This window comes from Aquibium sp. ELW1220 (assembly GCF_030398385.1).
In the GTDB taxonomy this organism is placed as follows: domain Bacteria; phylum Pseudomonadota; class Alphaproteobacteria; order Rhizobiales; family Rhizobiaceae; genus Aquibium.
Window position 1 is genome coordinate 115594 of record NZ_JAOAOQ010000012.1, and the last position, 18029, is coordinate 133622.

Annotated in this window: 15 protein-coding genes; 11 read left to right on the forward strand and 4 right to left on the reverse strand. The window is 68.3% G+C overall.

Annotation, left to right across the window (positions count from 1 at the left end; translation table 11 throughout):
* Positions 1-28: 28 nt before the first annotated feature.
* Positions 29-616, reverse strand: a complete 588-nt coding sequence (locus tag N1F91_RS13380; RefSeq protein WP_289992792.1) for an XRE family transcriptional regulator — start codon at positions 614-616, stop codon at positions 29-31.
* A 110-nt stretch (positions 617-726) separates the two neighbouring features.
* On the opposite strand from N1F91_RS13380, the gene N1F91_RS13385 reads away from it, so the two are divergent.
* From N1F91_RS13385 to ftsZ, 8 genes are all read left to right on the forward strand, one after another.
* Positions 727-1866, forward strand: a complete 1140-nt coding sequence (locus N1F91_RS13385; protein ID WP_289992793.1) for an FAD-binding oxidoreductase — start codon at positions 727-729, stop codon at positions 1864-1866.
* Positions 1863-3152 carry a TRAP transporter large permease gene (locus tag N1F91_RS13390; RefSeq protein WP_289992795.1) on the forward strand — a complete coding sequence of 430 codons (1290 nt, stop codon included), beginning with the start codon at positions 1863-1865 and terminating at the stop codon, positions 3150-3152. The genes N1F91_RS13385 and N1F91_RS13390 overlap by 4 nt, the downstream gene beginning before the upstream one ends.
* 50 nt (positions 3153-3202) lie before the next feature.
* On the forward strand, positions 3203-4174 hold the full coding sequence (locus tag N1F91_RS13395) for a TRAP transporter substrate-binding protein (protein ID WP_289992796.1): 972 nt from the start codon (positions 3203-3205) through the stop codon (positions 4172-4174).
* A 5-nt stretch (positions 4175-4179) separates the two neighbouring features.
* Positions 4180-4728: a TRAP transporter small permease subunit gene (locus N1F91_RS13400; RefSeq protein ID WP_289992797.1), complete on the forward strand. Its 549-nt coding sequence runs from the start codon at positions 4180-4182 to the stop codon at positions 4726-4728.
* A gap of 4 nt (positions 4729-4732) precedes the next feature.
* Positions 4733-6184 carry a M81 family metallopeptidase gene (locus N1F91_RS13405; protein WP_289992798.1) on the forward strand — a complete coding sequence of 484 codons (1452 nt, stop codon included), beginning with the start codon at positions 4733-4735 and terminating at the stop codon, positions 6182-6184.
* Positions 6181-7032: an alpha/beta hydrolase gene (locus tag N1F91_RS13410; RefSeq protein WP_289992799.1), complete on the forward strand. Its 852-nt coding sequence runs from the start codon at positions 6181-6183 to the stop codon at positions 7030-7032. The genes N1F91_RS13405 and N1F91_RS13410 overlap by 4 nt, the downstream gene beginning before the upstream one ends.
* On the forward strand, positions 7029-8006 hold the full coding sequence (locus N1F91_RS13415; RefSeq protein ID WP_289992801.1) for an ornithine cyclodeaminase family protein: 978 nt from the start codon (positions 7029-7031) through the stop codon (positions 8004-8006). The genes N1F91_RS13410 and N1F91_RS13415 overlap by 4 nt, the downstream gene beginning before the upstream one ends.
* Before the next feature lie 234 nt (positions 8007-8240).
* A complete protein-coding gene (ftsZ, locus tag N1F91_RS13420) occupies positions 8241-9278 on the forward strand; it encodes a cell division protein FtsZ (RefSeq protein ID WP_289992802.1) in 1038 nt (345 codons plus the stop codon).
* A 74-nt stretch (positions 9279-9352) separates the two neighbouring features.
* Here the strand turns inward: ftsZ and N1F91_RS13425 are convergent, their stop codons facing one another.
* On the reverse strand, positions 9353-11023 hold the full coding sequence (locus N1F91_RS13425) for an alpha/beta fold hydrolase (protein WP_289992803.1): 1671 nt from the start codon (positions 11021-11023) through the stop codon (positions 9353-9355).
* Between the two features lie 508 nt (positions 11024-11531).
* On the opposite strand from N1F91_RS13425, the gene N1F91_RS13430 reads away from it, so the two are divergent.
* Genes N1F91_RS13430 through N1F91_RS13440 form a run of 3 tightly spaced genes read left to right on the forward strand, consistent with a single transcriptional unit; the run spans position 11532 to position 15252 of the window.
* Complete coding sequence (locus N1F91_RS13430) at positions 11532-12722, forward strand: hypothetical protein (RefSeq protein WP_289992804.1); 1191 nt, start codon at positions 11532-11534, stop codon at positions 12720-12722.
* An 11-nt stretch (positions 12723-12733) separates the two neighbouring features.
* The gene (locus tag N1F91_RS13435) at positions 12734-14386 is read left to right on the forward strand and encodes a PKD domain-containing protein (RefSeq protein WP_289992805.1); all 1653 of its coding nucleotides are present in this window, start codon (positions 12734-12736) and stop codon (positions 14384-14386) included.
* A gap of 20 nt (positions 14387-14406) precedes the next feature.
* Positions 14407-15252, forward strand: a complete 846-nt coding sequence (locus tag N1F91_RS13440; protein WP_289992806.1) for an autotransporter outer membrane beta-barrel domain-containing protein — start codon at positions 14407-14409, stop codon at positions 15250-15252.
* An 81-nt stretch (positions 15253-15333) separates the two neighbouring features.
* On the opposite strand, the gene N1F91_RS13445 is transcribed toward N1F91_RS13440, so the two are convergent.
* Positions 15334-16827 (reverse strand): pyridoxal-dependent decarboxylase, encoded by a 1494-nt coding sequence (locus tag N1F91_RS13445; RefSeq protein WP_289992807.1) that lies wholly within the window; start codon positions 16825-16827, stop codon positions 15334-15336.
* Entirely contained in the window at positions 16824-17915 is a 1092-nt protein-coding gene (locus tag N1F91_RS13450) for a pyridoxal-phosphate dependent enzyme (RefSeq protein WP_289992809.1), read from the reverse strand. The genes N1F91_RS13445 and N1F91_RS13450 overlap by 4 nt, the downstream gene beginning before the upstream one ends.
* Positions 17916-18029: the final 114 nt, after the last annotated feature.

Here is an 18029-nt window from a genome sequence, read left to right on the forward strand (position 1 = left end):
ACCGGTGCCCACTTTCGGGAGACAGGCTTTATCTCGGGCCGGCGCAGACCACGAGGATCCGCGCGTCGTTCTCGCCGCTCGACGCGCAGAGATGGCCGCGCGAACTGTCGAAATAGATCGAATCGCCCTGCTGGAGGACGACAGGGTCGCGGCCTTCGAGATGGACGGTGACCGCACCTTCCATGACGACGAGGAACTCCTGGCCGGGATGGCGGACGAACTCGTCGAAGTCGAGGATGTCGTGCGCCTTCAGCGTGCCCATCATCGGGGTCATGGCCTTCTGCCACAACTCGGGAAACAGCATCTCGTAGACGTAGTTGCTCGTCTCCTGGCGGATGAACTCGCCCTTGCGGGCGACGGCGAAGGCGCCGTCCTCGAACCGGCTGCCCCGCGCGTCGAAGAACGCGGCCATGTCGGCGCCGAGGCCGTTCGCCAGTTGCGCCAGACGGTCGTAGGTCAGGGCGATCACGCCGCGCTCGGCCTTTGAAATAGTCGAGACCGCGAGGCCGGAACGCTCGGCGACCTGCGCCAGGGTCCAGCCCTTGTCGCGTCTCAGCGCGCGGATGCGCTTTCCGAACTCGACCCGCTGGGTATCGGCCTTTTCCATCTGCAGCATGGTTCCGTTTTAGGGCCGACCACCCCGCGTGGAAAGTCATTTTCCGATTGGAAAATGATCTTTTCCAATCGGAAAATCGATGCTAGCTTTCTGTCCCGAAGGGGATGGGGATGGCTGACGACCTCTACGACATCATCGTGATCGGCGCAGGCATGGCGGGTGCGTCGGTAGCGGCAGAGCTCGCCGTGGGACGGCGCATCCTCCTGCTCGAGGCCGAGAGCCGGCCCGGCTACCATACGACCGGCCGCTCCGCGGCACTGTTCACCGCCGCCTACGGCCCACCGGTGATCCGGGCGCTGTCCCGCGCTTCGCTGCCCTTCTACCGCAATCCGCAAAGCCCCTTCGTGACGCATCCGCTGCTGAAGGATCGCGGCGTGCTCTTCATCGCCCGGAGCGACCAGGCGCGCGGGATGGCCGAACTCGTGTCGGAACTCGGCGACGCCGTGCGCCCGATCGATCCCGAAGCGGCGCAGGCGCAGATGCCGCTGTTGCGGCGGGGGCACGTCGCCCAGGCGGTGATGGACGATTCCGCCGCCGACATCGACGTGGACGCGCTGCACCAGCACTACCTCAAGTCGCTGCAGGCGACGGGCGGAGTGGTGCGGACCCACGCCGGCGTGACGGCGCTCGGCCGGGTCGGGGGCGACTGGGTCGTGGAGACGCGGGCCGGGCGCTTCCGCGCGGCCGTCGTGGTCAACGCGGCAGGCGCCTGGGCCGACGAGATCGCCGCCATGGCCGGCGTCGCCCGCATCGGCCTGGTGCCGAAGCGCCGCACCGCGGTGCTGATCGATCCGCCGGCAGGCGCCACGCCCGACCATCCCGCGATCTGGCCGGCCGTCGTCGACGTCGACGAGCAGTTCTACATCAAGCCCGATGCCGGCAAGCTGCTGATCTCGCCGGCCGACGAGACGCCGTCCGCGCCCTGCGACGCGCAGCCGGAAGAACTCGACGTCGCCATCTGCATCGACCGCATCGAGACCGCCTTCGACATTTCGGTGCGGCGGATCGAGCACAAATGGGCCGGCCTTCGCTCCTTCGTCGCCGACAAGGCCCCCGTCGCCGGCTATGCCCCCGACGCGCCGGGCTTCTTCTGGCTGGCGGGGCAGGGCGGCTACGGCATCCAGAGCGCTCCGGCCCTGTCGCGCACCGCGGCTGCGCTCGTGCTCGGGCGGGCGGTGCCGGACGACGTCGCCGCGGAAGGCGTCGAGCCCTGGATGCTCGGGGCGGAACGCCTGGGGGGCGCGGCATGATCTGGCTGGTGCCGATCATCGGCGTTCTGCTGCTGGGCTCCGGCCTTGCCATCGCCTACGTCATCGGCGCCGCTGCCGTGCTGGCCTTCGTCGCGACCGACAACACGCGCTACCTGGCGGTCCTGCCGCAGCAGATCTTCTCGAAGATCGACGTCTTCGCGCTCATGGCCATGCCGCTGTTCATCCTGGCCGGCGAACTGATGAACCGCGGCGGCATCACGCGGGTGCTGATCGACCTGGCGATGGCGATGGTGGGGCGGCTGCGCGGCGGGCTCGGCCACGTCAACATCATGACCAGCGTCTTCTTCGCCGGCATCTCCGGCTCGGCCGTGGCCGACGCCGCGGCCGTGTCCAACACTCTGGTGCCGGCCATGCGCGAACGCGGCTACGGGCTGGAATATGCGGCAGCCATCACCGCCGCCTCGTCGATCATCGGCCCGATCATTCCGCCTTCGATCATCCTGATCTTCTACGGCGCGCTGATGAGCACGTCGGTGACGGCGCTGTTCATTGCCGGCATCGTCCCCGGCCTGCTGCTCGCGGCCGCGCTGATGGTGCTCAACGCCATCTTCGCGCGGACCCAGAACCATCCGCGGCTGGAGAGGCACGAGGTGCCGGCCTTCTTCCCGGCGCTCCTCCATGCGCTGCCCGCGCTGCTGGTGCCGGCCATCATCCTCGGCGGCATCGTCTTCGGCATCATGACGCCGACCGAGGCCGCTGCCGTCGCGGTCGCCGTCGCCTGGCTCGGCGGACGCTACTACGAGCGTCTCGCCCTGAGCGAGGTGTGGCAGGCCTTTCGCCGCACCGCGATGCTGTCGGGCGCCATCTTCCTCCTGATCGCAGCGGTTTCGGCGCTTGGCCATCTCAGCGCGCTGGAACGCATTCCCGAAGCGATTTCCGAACTCGTGCGCGACATGGGGCTTGGGCCGGTTGGCTTCATGATCGCCATCAACGTGCTGTTTCTGCTGGCGGGCATGATCCTCGACATTCCGGTGGCGCTGGCGCTGCTCGTGCCGCTGCTGGCGCCGACCGCGCTGGCTCAGGGCGCCGATCCGGTTCACCTGGGGATCGTTCTCTGCTTCAATCTGTGCATCGGACTGGTGTCGCCGCCGCTGGGCGGCTGCCTGATCATGGTCGCGACGGTGACCGGGATCAACTACTGGCGCCTGGCGCGGGCTGTGCTGCCCTTCGTCGCCGTGCAGATCCTCGTGCTGGCGCTGCTGATCGCGGTACCCGAGCTCAGCCTGGCGCTGCCGCGTGCCTTCGGGCTGGTCGGCGGAGGGTGACGGCCATTCCGATCCAGTGGGACTTCAACAACGACAACGGGAGAACATCGATGAGACGTCTTGCATTTCTTGCCGCGATCGGAGCCGCGCTGGCCCTGACGCCGGCCGCCTTCGCGCAGGTGAAGGTCTCGCTCGACAGCCCGCCGGATCTCAGCGGTTCCGGCAGCTACGTCTGGGCGCACGCCTTCGTGGAACACATGAACGCCAACGGCCTGAAGGCCGAGGAATTCCAGCGCGGCGCGCTCGGCAACGACGACGAAGTGTTCGACCAGGTCAGCCAGGGCCTCGTCGAGGTGGCGCTGGCGCCGCTCAACATCGTCGGGTCGCTGGACAAGCTGATCTACGGGCTGCGCCTGCCCTATTTCTTCGCCGACATAGAAGAGGTCGACAAGGCGCTCTACGAGGGCGGCATGCTCGAGAAGATCAATGCGGGCACGACGCCGGGCGGCGTCCGCGTCGCGGCGATGACGACGGTCGGTCCGGCGAGCGGCATCTTCAACACCAAGCGCAAGGTCGAAAAGGTCGCCGACATGGCCGGGCTCAGGATGCGCGCGCTCGACGAGAGCCAGATCGAGCTCTACGAGGCCTGGGGCGCGGCGGGTACCGTCGTCAACTGGGCCGAGGTGCCGAACGCGCTGCAGACCGGCGTCGCCGACGGCTATCTCAACCCGGCCTTCGTGCCGCTGCTGTTCGGCCACACCGACTTCATCAAGCACTTCACCGACGCGGCCGTGTCGCCGTCGCTGCGTATCGTGATCATGTCGGAGCAGTGGTACGAGGGACTTTCGGAGGCGGATCGCACGATCGTCGACGGCGCCATCGCGGCGGCCGACAAGGCCAATCGCGACTGGCTCGGCACGCAGGGCGGCGTCATCGACAAGCTGAAGGAAGCGGGCGTCGAGGTCGTCGAACTGTCCGAGGAGGCCCGCGCGGAGTTCCGCAAGGCGTCCGAGCCGACCTACCAGAGCGGCCTGATCACCGACGAGCAGCTCGCCGAATGGCGCAAGGCCAAGGGCGAGTAACGATCATGCAGACCCTCGCCATGGGCCTCGACCGCCTGTCGGCGAGGATCGACCGCATCGCGATGGTGCTCGCGGTGGCGGCGATCGGCATCATGCTGGGCGCCGCGCTGTGGCAGACGGTGGCGCGCTACATGTTCAACTCGCCGCCGATCTGGACGGAAGAACTGGCGCGGCGCGCCATGGTGTGGGCGGGCATGTTGGGTGCGTCCTGCGCCTTTCGCGCCGGCGCCAACCCGATGCTGTTTCCGGGGATGCTGAAGATCCGCGGCGGTACGGGCGTCGTCCTGTCGCTGCTGCGCGCGGCGGGCGTCGTCGTGTTCGTCGGGCCGGTGCTCTGGTTCTGCGTCTTCGCGCCGGGCATGAACCTCGCGCGCGGTTTTCTGGGGCGCAGCCTCGAGCGCCAGGCCGAGATGCTCGGCGTTCCGATGATCTGGTTCACCGCGGCGGTTCCCGTCGCGCTCGCCATCATCCTCATCCACATGCTTGCCGTGCTGGCGTCGGAGCTTGCCGCCCGCAACGAAACCGCCCCTGCCGACGAAACGAGTGAGACTTGATCGAATGAAGCTGTTCATCGCGGGCCTGAGCACCGAAACCAACTCGTTCTCGCCCTTGCCGACCGGTATGCTGAGCTTCGCGGAGGCCGGCATCCGCCATGGCGACGCGACACGCTATCCGAAGGAATATTTCACCGCGCCGCTGCACATCTGGCGCGCGCTGGCCGAGGCGCGGGGCTGGGAGGTCGTGGAATCGCTTTCCGCCCACGCCCAGCCGGCCGGCCTGACGGTGCGCTCGGTCTACGAGGGCTTCCGCGACGAGATCGCGGCGGACCTTGCCCGCTGCGGCGGCGCCGACATCGTGCTCCTGGCGCTGCATGGGGCGATGATCGCCGACGGCTACGACGATTGCGAGGGCGACCTGATCGCCCATTGCCGCCAGGCATCGCCCGATGCGGTGATCGGCGGCCTGCTCGACCCGCACTGCCACCTGACGGAGACGATGCTGACCAAGGCCTCGCTGCTGGTCTGCTTCAAGGAGTATCCGCATGTCGACATCCCCGAACGGGCGGACGACCTGTTCCGGCTGGCGGCGGAAACCGCCGAAGCGAAAATCCGGCCGGTCATGCGCGATTTCGACTGCCGCATGATCCTGGCGATGCCGACGCCGAAGGGACCGATGCGCGATTTCGTGGATGCCATGAGCGCGCGGGAGGGCAGTGGCGGCATCCTGTCGCTGTCGATCGCGCACGGCTTCCCGTGGGGCGACCACGAGCGGACCGGCGCGCGTGCGCTGGCGATCGTGGACGGCGACGCAAAGAGGGCGCAGTCCGTGGCCGAGGAACTCGGCCGCTCGCTCTATGCGATCCGCCACCAGCTGCTGCCCGACATGGCCGACATCGCGCGGGCGCTCGACGAGGCGCAGGCCGAGCCGCGCGGCCCGATCGTGCTCGCCGACGTCTCCGACAATCCCGGCGGCGGCGCGCCGTCCGACGCGACGTTCCTGCTTCGGGCGATGATCGAGCGCGGGATGACATCGGTGGCGACCGGCCTGTTCTGGGACCCGGTGGCGGTGCGCATCTGCCGCGAGGCGGGGGAGGGCGCGACCCTGTCCCTGAGGCTCGGCGGCAAGTGCGGACCGATGTCGGGCGATCCGCTCGACCTCGTGGTGACGGTGCGCAAATGTGCGTCCGGACTTACCCAGCGCTTCGGCACGCTGCCGGCGCCGATGGGCGAGGCGGTGTGGGTGGAGGCTGACGGCATCGACATCGTGATCAACGACGTGCGCGGCCAGACCTTCCACCCCGAGGCCTTCGAGCAGCTCGGCATCGTGCTCTCGGAGCGGCGCTATGTCTGCGTCAAGTCGTCGAACCACTACCAGGCCGGCTTCAACCCGATCGCCGCGAAGGTGATCCCGGTCGCCACGCCCGGCTCGATCACGCCCGACTACGCCAACATCCCCTACACGAAGCGCGCCCGAGACTACTGGCCAGCCGTACCGGATCCCCTGTCATGACCAATCCTCTGATCCAATCCCGCGATGCGTTCGCGGCACGCCATCCCGAGCAGCGGGCGGTTCTCGGCGGCCGGGACTGGGGATATCGCGACGTCGGCAAGGGTCCGGTGCTGGTCCTGATCCCGGGAACGCTCGGCCGCGGCGACATCTTCTGGAACCAGATCGAAGCGCTCTCCGACCGGCTGCGTCTCGTGGCGGTGAGCTATCCCGACAGCGGCGGCGTCGTCGACTGGGCGCAGGACCTTCTCGCCTTGTTCGGCCGGCTCGGCATCGGCCGCGCGACGGTGCTCGGCAGCTCGCTCGGCGGCTATCTGGCGCAGCAGATCGCGGGCGTCGCGCCCGAGCGCGTGGAGGCGCTCGTCGCCGCGAACACGCTGCATTCGGCGGAAGGGATCAAGGAGCGTCCGCCCTATTCGCTCGATCTCCTGGCCGCGCCGATCGGAGAGCTCCGCGCGGGGTTCGGGACGGGGATGGAAATCTGGCGCAAGGCGCATCCCGACCAGAGCGACCTCGTCGACCTGCTTTTGCAGGAGGCGGGCGGGCGGATCCTCGAACCGGAACTGCGCGCGCGGCTCAATGCCCTGAAGACGGCGCAGGAGCTGCCGCCGATGGGCCTGCCCGGCGACCGGATCTTCACCGTGGAAGCCGACGACGACCCGCTGATCCCGCCCCAGATGCGCGCGGCGGTGCGGGCGCGGCTGCGGCCGGCCGTCGCCTACCGCTACCTGCAGGGCGGGCACTTCCCCTATATCGCCCGGCCGGCGCTCTACACCGCGATGCTGGAGCAGATCATGGGCCTCGACGTGACCGGTCACGACTGGGGCACGGCGGCGGAACGCAGCGCATGATCGTGCTCAGCCACGCCGACATCGAGACGCTGTTTCCGATGGAGAAGGCGATCGGCGTCGTCCAGCGCGTCATGATCGAGGTGTCGGCGCGCCGCGCCGAGCTGCCGCTGCGCAGCGTCGTACCGGTGGGCGGGGCCAACCGCATGGGCGTGATGCCGGGCGCACTCGCCGATCCGGCCTGCTTCGGGGTCAAGCTGGTCAGCCTGTTTCCCGGCAATCCGGCGAAGGGCCTGTCGTCGCATCGCGGCGCGGTCGTGCTTTTCGAGGCCGAGACCGGCGAGGCGATCGCGATGATGGATGCGAGCCTGCTCACCGCCGTGCGGACGGCCGCCGCCAGCGCGGTCGCGACGCGGGCACTGGCGCGCAAAGACGCGACCGCGCTCGCCATCATCGGCTATGGCGAGCAGGCCTGGCACCATCTCGACGCCATGCTGGCCGTGCGGCGGATCGAGCGGGTGGCGGTCGCCGGGCGATCGGCCGAGAAGGCCGACGACTTCTCGCTGAAGGCTTCGAAGCGTCATCCAGGCGTCGTCTTCACGTCGGGGAGCGACGTGAAGGCGGCGGTGGAAGACGCAGACATCGTCTGTACCGTCACCGCCTCGGCGGCCCCGATCCTGATGGGCGACTGGCTGCCGGCCGGATGCCACGTGAACGTCGTGGGCTCCTCGATCCCCTCCATGCGGGAAGTGGACGACCGCCTCGTCGAGCGCGCGGCCATCTGGGTCGACTACCTGCCGTCGACGCTCGCCCAGGCGGGCGAGATCGTCGAGATGATCGCGGCGGGCCGGTTTTCGGCCGACGACCTCCGCGGGGAGATCGGTTCGGTCCCTGCGGGCGATGCGGCCGGGCGTTCGTCGCGCGACGAGATCACGGTCTACCGCTCGCTCGGGATCGCAGCCCAGGACCTCGCTTCGGCGCATTTCATCCATGCCGAGGCAAAGGTGCGCGGCATCGGACAGCACGTGGCGCTCTAGGCCCGGCCGCGCGCGCTTCCGGGGCATGGCCGACGACTGTGCGGGTCGGTCGTGGTCGGGCCGTGCGGGTGCCCGCCACGGGGCCAATCACGCGGCGTCACGCAAAGAGCGATTGCGGCGCGCGGCCGAGTCTGATTCCTTGGCGGGAGAGGGGCTGATTCGAACCAGCCGTCGGAAGCCAGCGGCGTCCGACGAGCGCCCCGACCCGCGGGCATTTGCCGGAAGAGAAAAGCCATGGCCGATCACAACAACCCCATCGCCGAGATGCGGCCGAAGATATCCATCATCGGAGTCGGCGGCGGCGGCGGAAACGCCGTCAACAACATGATTGCCGAGAAGCTGCAGGGGGCGGAGTTCATCGTCGCCAATACCGACGCGCAGGCGCTGGCCATGTCCAAGGCGCCAAAGCTGATCCAGCTGGGCGCACAGGTGACGCAGGGGCTCGGCGCCGGCTCGCTACCCGAGGTGGGGCAGGCGGCTGCGGAAGAATCGATCGACGAGATCATGGATCACCTCGCGGGCACGCACATGTGTTTCGTGACGGCGGGCATGGGCGGCGGCACCGGCACGGGTGCGGCGCCCGTCATCGCCGAAGCGGCGCGGCGCGCAGGCATCCTCACCGTCGCCGTCGTCACCAAGCCCTTCGCCTTCGAGGGGCGGCGGCGCATGCAGATGGCGGAGGCCGGCATCGAGCGGCTGCGGCAGGTGGCCGACACGGTGATCGTCATCCCCAACCAGAACCTGTTCCGCGTCGCCGACGCCAAGACGACCTTCGCCGACGCCTTCGTGATCGCCGACCGGGTGCTCTATTCTGGCGTCGGCTGCATCACCGACCTGATCGTCAAGGAAGGCCTGATCAATCTCGACTTCGCCGACGTGCGCTCGGTCATGCGCGACATGGGCCGGGCGATGATGGGCACCGGCGAGGCGTCGGGCGAGGGCCGGGCCAGGAACGCGGCCGAGGCGGCGATCGCCAATCCGCTCCTCGACGAGGCGACGATCAAGGGCGCCAAGGGCGTGCTGGTCTCCATCTCGGGCGGCATGGACATGACGCTGTTCGAGGTCGACGAGGCCGCGTCGCGGGTGCGGGCGGAAGTGACGGACGACGCCGACATCATCGTCGGCGCCATCTTCGACAAGAGCCTGGAAGGCAATTTCAGGGTGTCGATCGTCGCGGCCGGCCTTCAGGGCCCGGAGGCGACGGACGCTCTCCACAATCAGCAGCCGCTCGGCCACCATCTCCAGCAGTCCGGGGGGCGGGTGCTGCAGTAGCGGTCGGGTCCGGCGACTCCCGGACCCAGCGCGTTTTTCCCTCGCCCGGGAAAAAAGACCGCGCGGGGGCGGCCTCAGGCAGCCTCCTGCGGTGCCACGCCGTCCCTGCGCCGGATGGCCTCGAAGACCTGCTGCCAGTGGCTGAGGAAGAGGAGCTGGCCTGCGCCGTCGACGAGTTCGACGCTCGTGCCCGGAACGACTTCCGCGAAGGCCAGCGACTGGGACGGATGGACGATGACGTCGTCGCGCCCGTGCAGGATCTGGAACTTGTGTCCCGTCGCCCGGGCCTCCGGCGAGAAGTCGAACATCGCCAGACGGGTCTCCCGGCAGAAAGCGTCGACACCGTTGCGAAGCGCCTCGACCGATCCTTTGGCGATGAGATCGGCGATCTCGGGGTTGCGTCGCATCGCCAGAACATCGACTTCGCTGTCGCGGCAATTGTAGACGACGAAGTCGTTCGCAAACGCGGTCTCCATGACGCTGACCATCGCCCAGGTGACCACGGGCAGCAGCTGCGGCAGGCTCCTGGCCATGCGCAGCATGAAGCGCTGGCGCTGCGGGGTCGACTTCAGCCATTCGTCGCGCCAGATCGGGGCGCGAGAGACGGCCACCAGCCGCCTGACGCACTCGGGATGGAGCCGTGCGAAACGCAGGGCGAAGGGCGCCGATGTCGAGTGGCTGACGACGACGGCGCGCACGATGCCGAGCTGGCCGAGCAGGTCGCGCATGTCGCCCGCGGCGCTGTCGATCAGATCGTCGTCGCTCGCCACGGCGACCATGTCGGACCCGCCGAAGCCCGCGCGAAAGGGTGCGACGATGCGCAGGCCGTCCCTGTGGGCCTGGCGGATGGCCGCCTCCGGCAGCTCCGCGCCGTAGGGCAGGTTGTGCAGCATCAGGACCGGCTCGCCGTCGGCCGCGCCCTGCTCTAAGTATTGCAGGCGGCGGCCATCGCGCAGGACGATCTGGCGGCGAACCTTGACGGGGGCCGAGCCGGCCTGCGCGGCGACCGGCTCGACCCGCCTTGACGTCGGGCCGAGGACGCCCGCCGAGAAGCCGCAGAGCAGTCGCACCAGGGCGGGGATGTCGCGGACGGACGTCTTGTTCTTGATGAGCTTGATCTGGGTCCGGACGGTATCGACGGAAACGCCGCGCTCGGCGGCGACGTCCGGCAGCCGCAGGCCGCTGGCGAGCAGCACCGCCACGCGGGCTTCGGCCTGGGTCAGCCCGTAGGCGCTGCGGAAGAGCTCGACCGCCGCCTCGTCGAAGCCGAAATCGACGATGGACAGCAGGAAGACGGGCTCCTCGCCGGCGCCCTGGAAACCGTTCTCGACGCGTTTCACAAGCACGCTGGTCTGCGTCCGGCTGCGCGGATCGGCATGGCCGGCCACCGCGAGCAGCCGACCGGTATCGGCCGACGACAAGTACTCCCGCACCCGCCGGAGAATGCCCGGATCGGCGAGCAGGTCGCGGAGCATCGCGGGCATGCGGTCCTGCCGCGCATGCGCCATCGCGTTGGCGGCGATGACGGTCTCCGAACGGCGAACGAGATAGGACGGGTTCGGCACCGACTCGAGGACGGCCGTGGCCCTCTGGTCGTCGGTCCGTGCCCGGACGAGCCGCTCCTGGATCGAGCGCACGATCTCGATGTGGCCGAGCGCGCTTTCGTCCACCAGAGCGGCGACGTCTTCGTCCGGCCTGCCGTCGGCACCCCGGGCGAAAAAGAGTTCATCCAACCGGTCGAACATCCGGTTGAAATCTCCCGGTGGAAGTGTAGCGGCGTAGATCGCTGCAACCAGATCGTGCTTGTCAATGCTTGGCATAATCTTCCCAGAAAAGCCCAACTTTTCGTTATTGGCCCACCGCGCGGCGGTTCGTCAACGGGATACTTAACAGAGGGTTAAGCCTCTCCCGGCGGCTGCTTCGCGGCGGCCTTTCGAGTGCCGTTCGCGAGGGCAATTGACGGACTATTGGGCATCGCAGGGCGAACTCGTCCAGTTTTCGCAGGGTTCCAGGCGCGATCTCGGCTGATTCGCGGCGATGACGGCGCCAGCCTCCGGGCCGCCGCCGCGTCGGGGCGGGCCCGGGCCCTGCGGGATCCGCGCGATTTTGCACGTGTTTCCAGTGGCATACCCAAATGTGGGTATGCGGATTTCCGGCCACGCGGCTAATTCTCCGTCGGGGACTTTCGACTGGGGACTGCTCACAGTGATCTACGGCGCGAAATCGGTTCGGTGCGTTGCAGCGAAGCTCAGGGTGGCCGTCGCGGCAGGGCTGCTGACAGCGGGGGCGATCGCATCGCCGGCCTGGGCCGGCACGCTGTCGGACTCGGCCTCAGTTTCGGAGCGGACCACCGAACTCGGCACATGCCGGGTCGTCGTCAACCACCATGTGGATGGCGTGTGGCGTGCCGCCTCCATCGAACTGTATTCGGACGGCAGCCCCGGTTCCATCGCCACGGCTGGAGGAGCGGGCTACGAGACTGTGTCCGAGGTGACGACGACGTACCCAGACTCCCCTGTCGCCGAACAGGCGCTGGCCGATTGTCTCGGCGTCGAGGCCGACGACGTCTCGATCGTGTCGCAGAACGGCGCCGAGGCGGGGGACAATTCCTATTTCGTCGATGAGGGGATGAATCTCGACTTCGTCGTCCTCGTACCGGCCGGCGGCCGGCAGGCGGGGTCCTACAGCTTCAACCTGTCCGGAACGGACACGGTTCCGGACCCCTATGACACGCCCGTCGCCGATGCCGGGCAGGACCAGGAGGTCGAGTCGGGTACGGAAGTGACGCTCGACGGCGGGGGCACCGGCGGGCAGGACAAGCTGTCCTTCCTGTGGGTCCAGACCGCCGGCGAGACGGTGACGCTTTCGAGCGGGACGGCGCAGAAGCCGACCTTCACCGCGCCGACGCTCGCCCCGGGCGCGCAGGACGCGGTGCTGACCTTCTCGCTGGTGGTCGACGACGGGCTCGTCGACAGCGAGGCGGACGAGGTGACGATCACGGTGAAGGCACCGGCCGGGGCGCAAGGGGCGCTGTCGCAATCAGGGAACGTGGTGCGCTCCACGATGATCGGCGACTACTGCATGATCGGTCTCGAGCATGTCATCGACGACGACGGCGTGCGTGCTCTGCTCGTGCTTATCCACCGAAGCGACGTGTACCATGCCGGTGGAGCATACTACGACAAATACTCGACTTTCAGCGGTATGGAGACGGTAACGTACACCGGTAGTCCCGTCACGAAGGATATCCTCGCCACGTGCTTCGGGATCGACGCGTCGGAGGTCACGATCACATCGCAGAACGGTGCAGAGACCGGCGGCAGGAACGCCTATCTGGCCGACGAGGGGATGAATCTCGACTTTTTCGTCTCCGTTCCGGCGGTGGGCCGCAAGTCAGGATTCTACAGCTTCAACCTGCCGGGCACGGACAGCATGCCGGCCTGACGGCGGAAAACGTGGCGCCGGTCGCCGATGCCGGCGGCGACCAGGAGGTCCAGCCGGGCGACGAGGTGACGCTCGACGGTTCCGGGTCGAGCGATGCCGATGGCGACGGCCTGGCCTATCTCTGGACGCAGACCGGCGGCGAGACGGTGACGCTGTCGAGCGCGACCGCCAAGGCGCCGACCTTCACGGCGCCGGCCACGGCGGGCACCCTCACCTTTTCGCTGGTGATGAACGACGGGCTCGCCGACAGCGAGGCGGACGAGGTGATCGTCACCGTCGCCGGTGCGAACACGCGGCCGGTCGCGGCTGCCAGCACCGATCAGCGCGTGGCTCCAGGCGGCTTCGTCGGCCTCGACGGATCGCGTTCGAGCGACGAGGACGGCGACGACCTGACCTATCTGTGGACGCAGACGGATGGCACGACGGTCACGCTGTCCGACGCCACGGCGGCGCGGCCTACCTTCACCGCGCCGGACCAGCCGAGCGATCTCACCCTCTCGCTCGTCGTCAACGACGGCACCGAGGACAGCGAGCCGGATACGGTGACGATCTTCGTGATGGAACCGAACAAGCCGCCGCTCGCCGATGCGGGCGCGGACCAGGAGGTGGAATCGGGCGCGAGCGTCACGCTCGACGGTTCCGGCTCGAGCGATCCCGAGGAAGACCAGCTCAATTTCGAGTGGAAGCAGACCGGCGGTCCGGACGTGACCCTGGAGAGCAGCGGCACCGGCGACAGCCAGACCTTCACCGCGCCGACGCTTATGCCGGGCGACGATGACGTCGTCCTGACCTTCTCGCTCAGCGTCCATGACGGCATGTCCTACAGCGACGAGGCCGACATGGTGACGATCACCGTGAAGGCGCCGAAGCCCGGCTTGAAGATCGCGCAGGTGATCTCGTTCACTTCCGACATCCCCGAGACCGCATTCGTCGGCGAGACGCTCGACGTGGCTGCCACGTCCGATTCCGGCCTGGACGTCACGCTTTCGGTCGGCAACGGCGCCGGACAGGGTGATGTGCCCTGTGCCATCGACGGCGGGACCGTGACCTTCTCGGAGGAGGGCGTCTGCGAGATCACGGCCTCGCAGGAGGGCGACGATACCCACGAGGCGGCGAAGCCCCTTGTGGCGCAGGTGACCGTCGGACCGGCGATGACCATTTCGCCGCCTCCGGGCAAGCTGCCCGTTGCGGTCGTGAACGAGCCGTACGAGATCATAATCACGACCAGCGTCACCGTGACCACATCCGTCTGCACCGGCGATCTGCCCCCCGGGCTTATCCTCGATATCGACGGCTACCTCACCGGAACGCCGAAGAAGGTCGGAGCCTATGATTTCTCGGTCTGCGTCGACCCGTCGATTTCCACCGCGCGTGTGAGCATCAGCGCCCGGACGACGCCTCCGGTCGGCCAGCAGATCGTGAACTACACGCTCGACGTGAAGCCCGCCTTCGACAGCAGCGCCATCCAGGAGCTTGCGGACGCCGCGACCGAAGCCTCCGCCATCGTCTCCGGCGACGTGATCGTGGAGACGGTCTCCGACGCGGCGATCACGGCTTTCAGCGACACGCCGCCGCTGGTGACGGCCTATTCCGACGGCGTGCGGATCACGCTCGGCAAGCAGGCGCGCCTGACCCCGCCGCGTCGGACGCCATCGAGGCGCTGACCGCGGAGGACCGCAAGGCGGTGCGCGAGCGCGCCGGCGGAACGCTGCCGGGACTCTTCGCCTATTCCGGAGAGGGGGGCAGCGACGCGGTCGACCAGGTCGATCCGTCGCGCTGGTCGTTCTGGGGATCCGCACGGCTGACCGGCGTGGACGTCAATGCGACCGAGGCCGATCTCGAGGGCACGCAGGTCAATGCGCTCGCCGGTGCCAGCTACCGGTTGAACGACCGACTGGTGATGGGCGTCTTCGCCGGCTACGAGGTGATGGACTTCGAGGACGACGGCGACGCCCGCTTCGAGGGCGACGGCTTCACCGGCGGCGTCTATGCGGCCTGGCGGCCGACGGCAGGGCTGCGGTTCGACGCGCAGCTCTCCGGTACCTCGCTGCTCTATGACGTTCGGTCGGGCGCGGTCACCACGAGCTTCGGCGCGAACCGGCTGATCGCCGCGGCGGGCGTCACCGGCATGCAGCGCTTCGGAGCGATCGCCTTCGAGCCGAGCCTGCGGGCGACCGGCGTCTGGGAAGACCAGGATGCCCATTTCGACAGCGCCAGCGTGGCGCATGCCGCCCGCAAGTTCCACTTCGGGAAGATCTCGGCCGGCACGAAGGCGTCGACGGAGATCTATCTCGGCGAAGGCCGGTCGCTCATCCCCTATGTCGCCGCCTATGCCGACTACCGCTTCTCCGGCGGCGAAACCACGGCGACGCTGGAAGCCTTCGACGATCTCTCGGCCCGTTTCAGTGCCGGCTTCACGGCGCGCCTCAACGCGTCCACATCGCTCGGCTTCGATGCGGACGTCTCCGGGCTGGGGCTCGAGGACGTGCTGATGTGGTCGCTGAAGGCAAGGCTCGGCATCGCGTTCTGACGGTGCCTGGCGCAGCCGGCCCGACGATGCGGGTCGTTCGTCCGTGCGGCGCGGGGCCGCGGGCGTCCGTGTCCTGCCCGCTCAGGCGCTCTCGATGTCGCGGCCCAGCCGGATCACTTCGGCGACGAGAAGCTCGAGATCCTCCCGCGTCGTCCGGTGGTTGGCGATCGCGACCCTGAGGCAGTGCTGCCCTCGAACGGTCGTGTCCGAAAGGACGGCCGTGCCCTCCTCCTGGAGCCGGAGCATGATCTCGACGTTGAGGTCCTTCCGGCGGTCGGGTCCCAGAGCGGCGGCCCTGTAGCGAAAGCAGACGATGTCGATGCCGGGCGGCGCGACAAGCTCCAGCAGCGGCTCCCGATCGATCATCGCGGCCAGATGACGGGCCTGGGCGATGTTCTGGTCGATCAGGCGGCCGAACTTCGCGACGCCGTGCTCCTTCAGCGCGATCCAGATCTTGAGCGCGCGGAACCCGCGCGTGGTCTGCAGGCCGTATTCGTGCAGCCACTCCGCCGCCGCCAGCCCTCTCGGAGCGGTTTCGAGGTATTCGGGCGTGACCGCGAAGGTGCCGCGATGCGCGTCTGCGTCGCGTACCAGGGCGCAGCCGGCCTCGAAGGGGGCGTGCAGCAGCTTGTGGGGGTCTAGGGCGACCGAATCCGCGCGTTCGATCCCCGCCACCAGATGACGGTTCGCCGGCGCGATGCACAGCAGGGCGCCGATGCAGCCGTCGACATGCAGCCACATCCGCTCGCGCACCGCCATGTCGGCCAATGCCGGTAGGTCGTCGATGGCTCCCGTGTTGACCGTACCGGCCGTGGCGATGATGCAGGCGGGGTGAAGACCGGCGGCGCGGTCCCTTGCGATCGCCGTCTCCAGTTCACGCAGGTCGATGCGAAAACCCGCGTCGGTGCCGACGCGGCACAGGGCCTGATTGCCGAGGCCCAGCGATTCCATGGCCTTGCGGTGGCAGGAATGGACCTGGTCGGAGCCGTAGAACCGGAGCGGCTTCGGGATCGCGGCGACGCCCCGTTCACGCACGTCGATCCCGGCCTTGCTGTTGCGGGCGACGGTCAGGCCGATCAGGTTCGCCATCGAGCCGCCGCTGACCAGGGTGCCGCTGGCATGGGCGGGGAATCCCAGCATCTGCTTGCACCAGTCGATGACCTGGCCATCCAGCAGGGCCGCCGCATGGCTGCCTCCGCCGAGGTTCGATCCCTGGACGGCCGCCAGGAATTCGCCGAGTGCACCCGTGTAGTTGCTGGAGCCCATGTACCAGGCCCAGAAGCGCGGATGGATGTTGCCCATGGGATAGGCCATCACGTTTTCGGCGACGTCGCGGTACACCTCTCCGATCGCGGTCGCTTCCAACGGCAGCTCTGCCCTGAAGAAATCGCGCACCTCCCGTGGCATCTCGCGCCAGGCCGGGCGTTCGCGGACATCGCGCAGATACGCCACGGCGTCGTCGACGATACGATGGGAGAGCGCCTGGATGTCCGACCAGTCGGGCGGATCGAGCGTCTCCTCCGGCGCGGCAGGGCTGTCCATGGCGTTCATCCCGGGCTCGACCGTCTTCATCATGCGGCTGCCGGAAACTGGAAGCCGGGGGCCGAACGGGACAAGGCCGTCTCCTCTTCGTTCATCTCCGCGTCGATCCCGTCGAACAGGGGGGTCGTCATGTAGCGCTCGCCGGTATCGGGCAGCATGCAGAGCACGACCGATCCGGGGGGTGACCGCTCGGCGACCATCCGTGCCACGGCGAAGGTCGATCCGCCGGAGACCCCGGTGAAGATGCCTTCCCTGCTTGCCAGGGTTCTCGCCCAGATCATGCCGTCGGCGCCCGCCACCGGAACCACCTCGTCGTAGAGGTTCAGGTCGATGGCCTCCTGCAGGACGTTCGGGATGAAGTCCGGCGTCCAGCCCTGGATCGGGTGCGGCTCGAAGGCCGGGTGGCTGGCCGATGGCGCGCCATCGGGGTCGCGGCTCTGGATGAGGCCGCTGCCGAGCAACTGGGCGTTGGCGGGTTCGCTCAGCACGATCCGCGTTTCGGGTCGCTCGCGCCGCAGCACGCGCGCCACCCCGGCCAGGGTCCCGCCGGTTCCATAGCCGGTCACGAAGGCATCGAGCCGCGTGCCGGCGAAGTCATTGACGATCTCGCGCCCCGTCGTCGCCTCGTGGATCGCGGCATTGGCGCGGGTCTCGAACTGGCTGGCCAGGAACCAGCCATTGGCCTCGGCAAGTTCGACCGCCTTCCGGTACATCCCGAACCCCTTCTGCACGCGGGGTGTCAGCACCACTTTCGCCCCCAGCATCCGCATCAATCTGCGCCGCTCGACCGAAAAGCTGTCGGCCATGGTCACGACGAGCGGGTAGCCTTTCTGCGCGCATACCATCGCCAACCCGATGCCGGTGTTGCCGCTGGTCGCTTCGACCACGGTCTGGCCCGGTTTCAGGGCACCGCTGCGCTCGCCCTCTTCGATGATGCCGATGGCGAGGCGATCCTTCACCGATGCGGCCGGATTGAAGAATTCCGCCTTGACGTAGATCGTCGCGTGCTGCGGACCGAGATTGTTGATGCGGATGCACGGCGTGTCGCCGATCGAGTCCAGAACGCTGTCGTAGAGCCGGCCGCGACCCCTGGTGGTCCTGATGCCCTGTTGCGAAGTCATCCTGCGCTTCCTTCTCGTCGCGCGGTTCGAAGACGACCGCGCCAGGTTGGGTCGACGACGCCGTCGGGTGCAGCGCCATCTGATTGATGCTATGACAGGCGGCGTGTTCGGGAC

Coding starts and splice junctions, on each gene's coding strand:
- N1F91_RS13380 (WP_289992792.1), bottom strand. CDS start 616: ATGCTGCAGATGGAAAAGGCCGATACCCAGCGGGTCGAGTTCGGAAAG.
- N1F91_RS13385 (WP_289992793.1), top strand. CDS start 727: ATGGCTGACGACCTCTACGACATCATCGTGATCGGCGCAGGCATGGCG.
- N1F91_RS13390 (WP_289992795.1), top strand. CDS start 1,863: ATGATCTGGCTGGTGCCGATCATCGGCGTTCTGCTGCTGGGCTCCGGC.
- N1F91_RS13395 (WP_289992796.1), top strand. CDS start 3,203: ATGAGACGTCTTGCATTTCTTGCCGCGATCGGAGCCGCGCTGGCCCTG.
- N1F91_RS13400 (WP_289992797.1), top strand. CDS start 4,180: ATGCAGACCCTCGCCATGGGCCTCGACCGCCTGTCGGCGAGGATCGAC.
- N1F91_RS13405 (WP_289992798.1), top strand. CDS start 4,733: ATGAAGCTGTTCATCGCGGGCCTGAGCACCGAAACCAACTCGTTCTCG.
- N1F91_RS13410 (WP_289992799.1), top strand. CDS start 6,181: ATGACCAATCCTCTGATCCAATCCCGCGATGCGTTCGCGGCACGCCAT.
- N1F91_RS13415 (WP_289992801.1), top strand. CDS start 7,029: ATGATCGTGCTCAGCCACGCCGACATCGAGACGCTGTTTCCGATGGAG.
- ftsZ (WP_289992802.1), top strand. CDS start 8,241: ATGGCCGATCACAACAACCCCATCGCCGAGATGCGGCCGAAGATATCC.
- N1F91_RS13425 (WP_289992803.1), bottom strand. CDS start 11,023: ATGTTCGACCGGTTGGATGAACTCTTTTTCGCCCGGGGTGCCGACGGC.
- N1F91_RS13445 (WP_289992807.1), bottom strand. CDS start 16,827: ATGATGAAGACGGTCGAGCCCGGGATGAACGCCATGGACAGCCCTGCC.
- N1F91_RS13450 (WP_289992809.1), bottom strand. CDS start 17,915: ATGACTTCGCAACAGGGCATCAGGACCACCAGGGGTCGCGGCCGGCTC.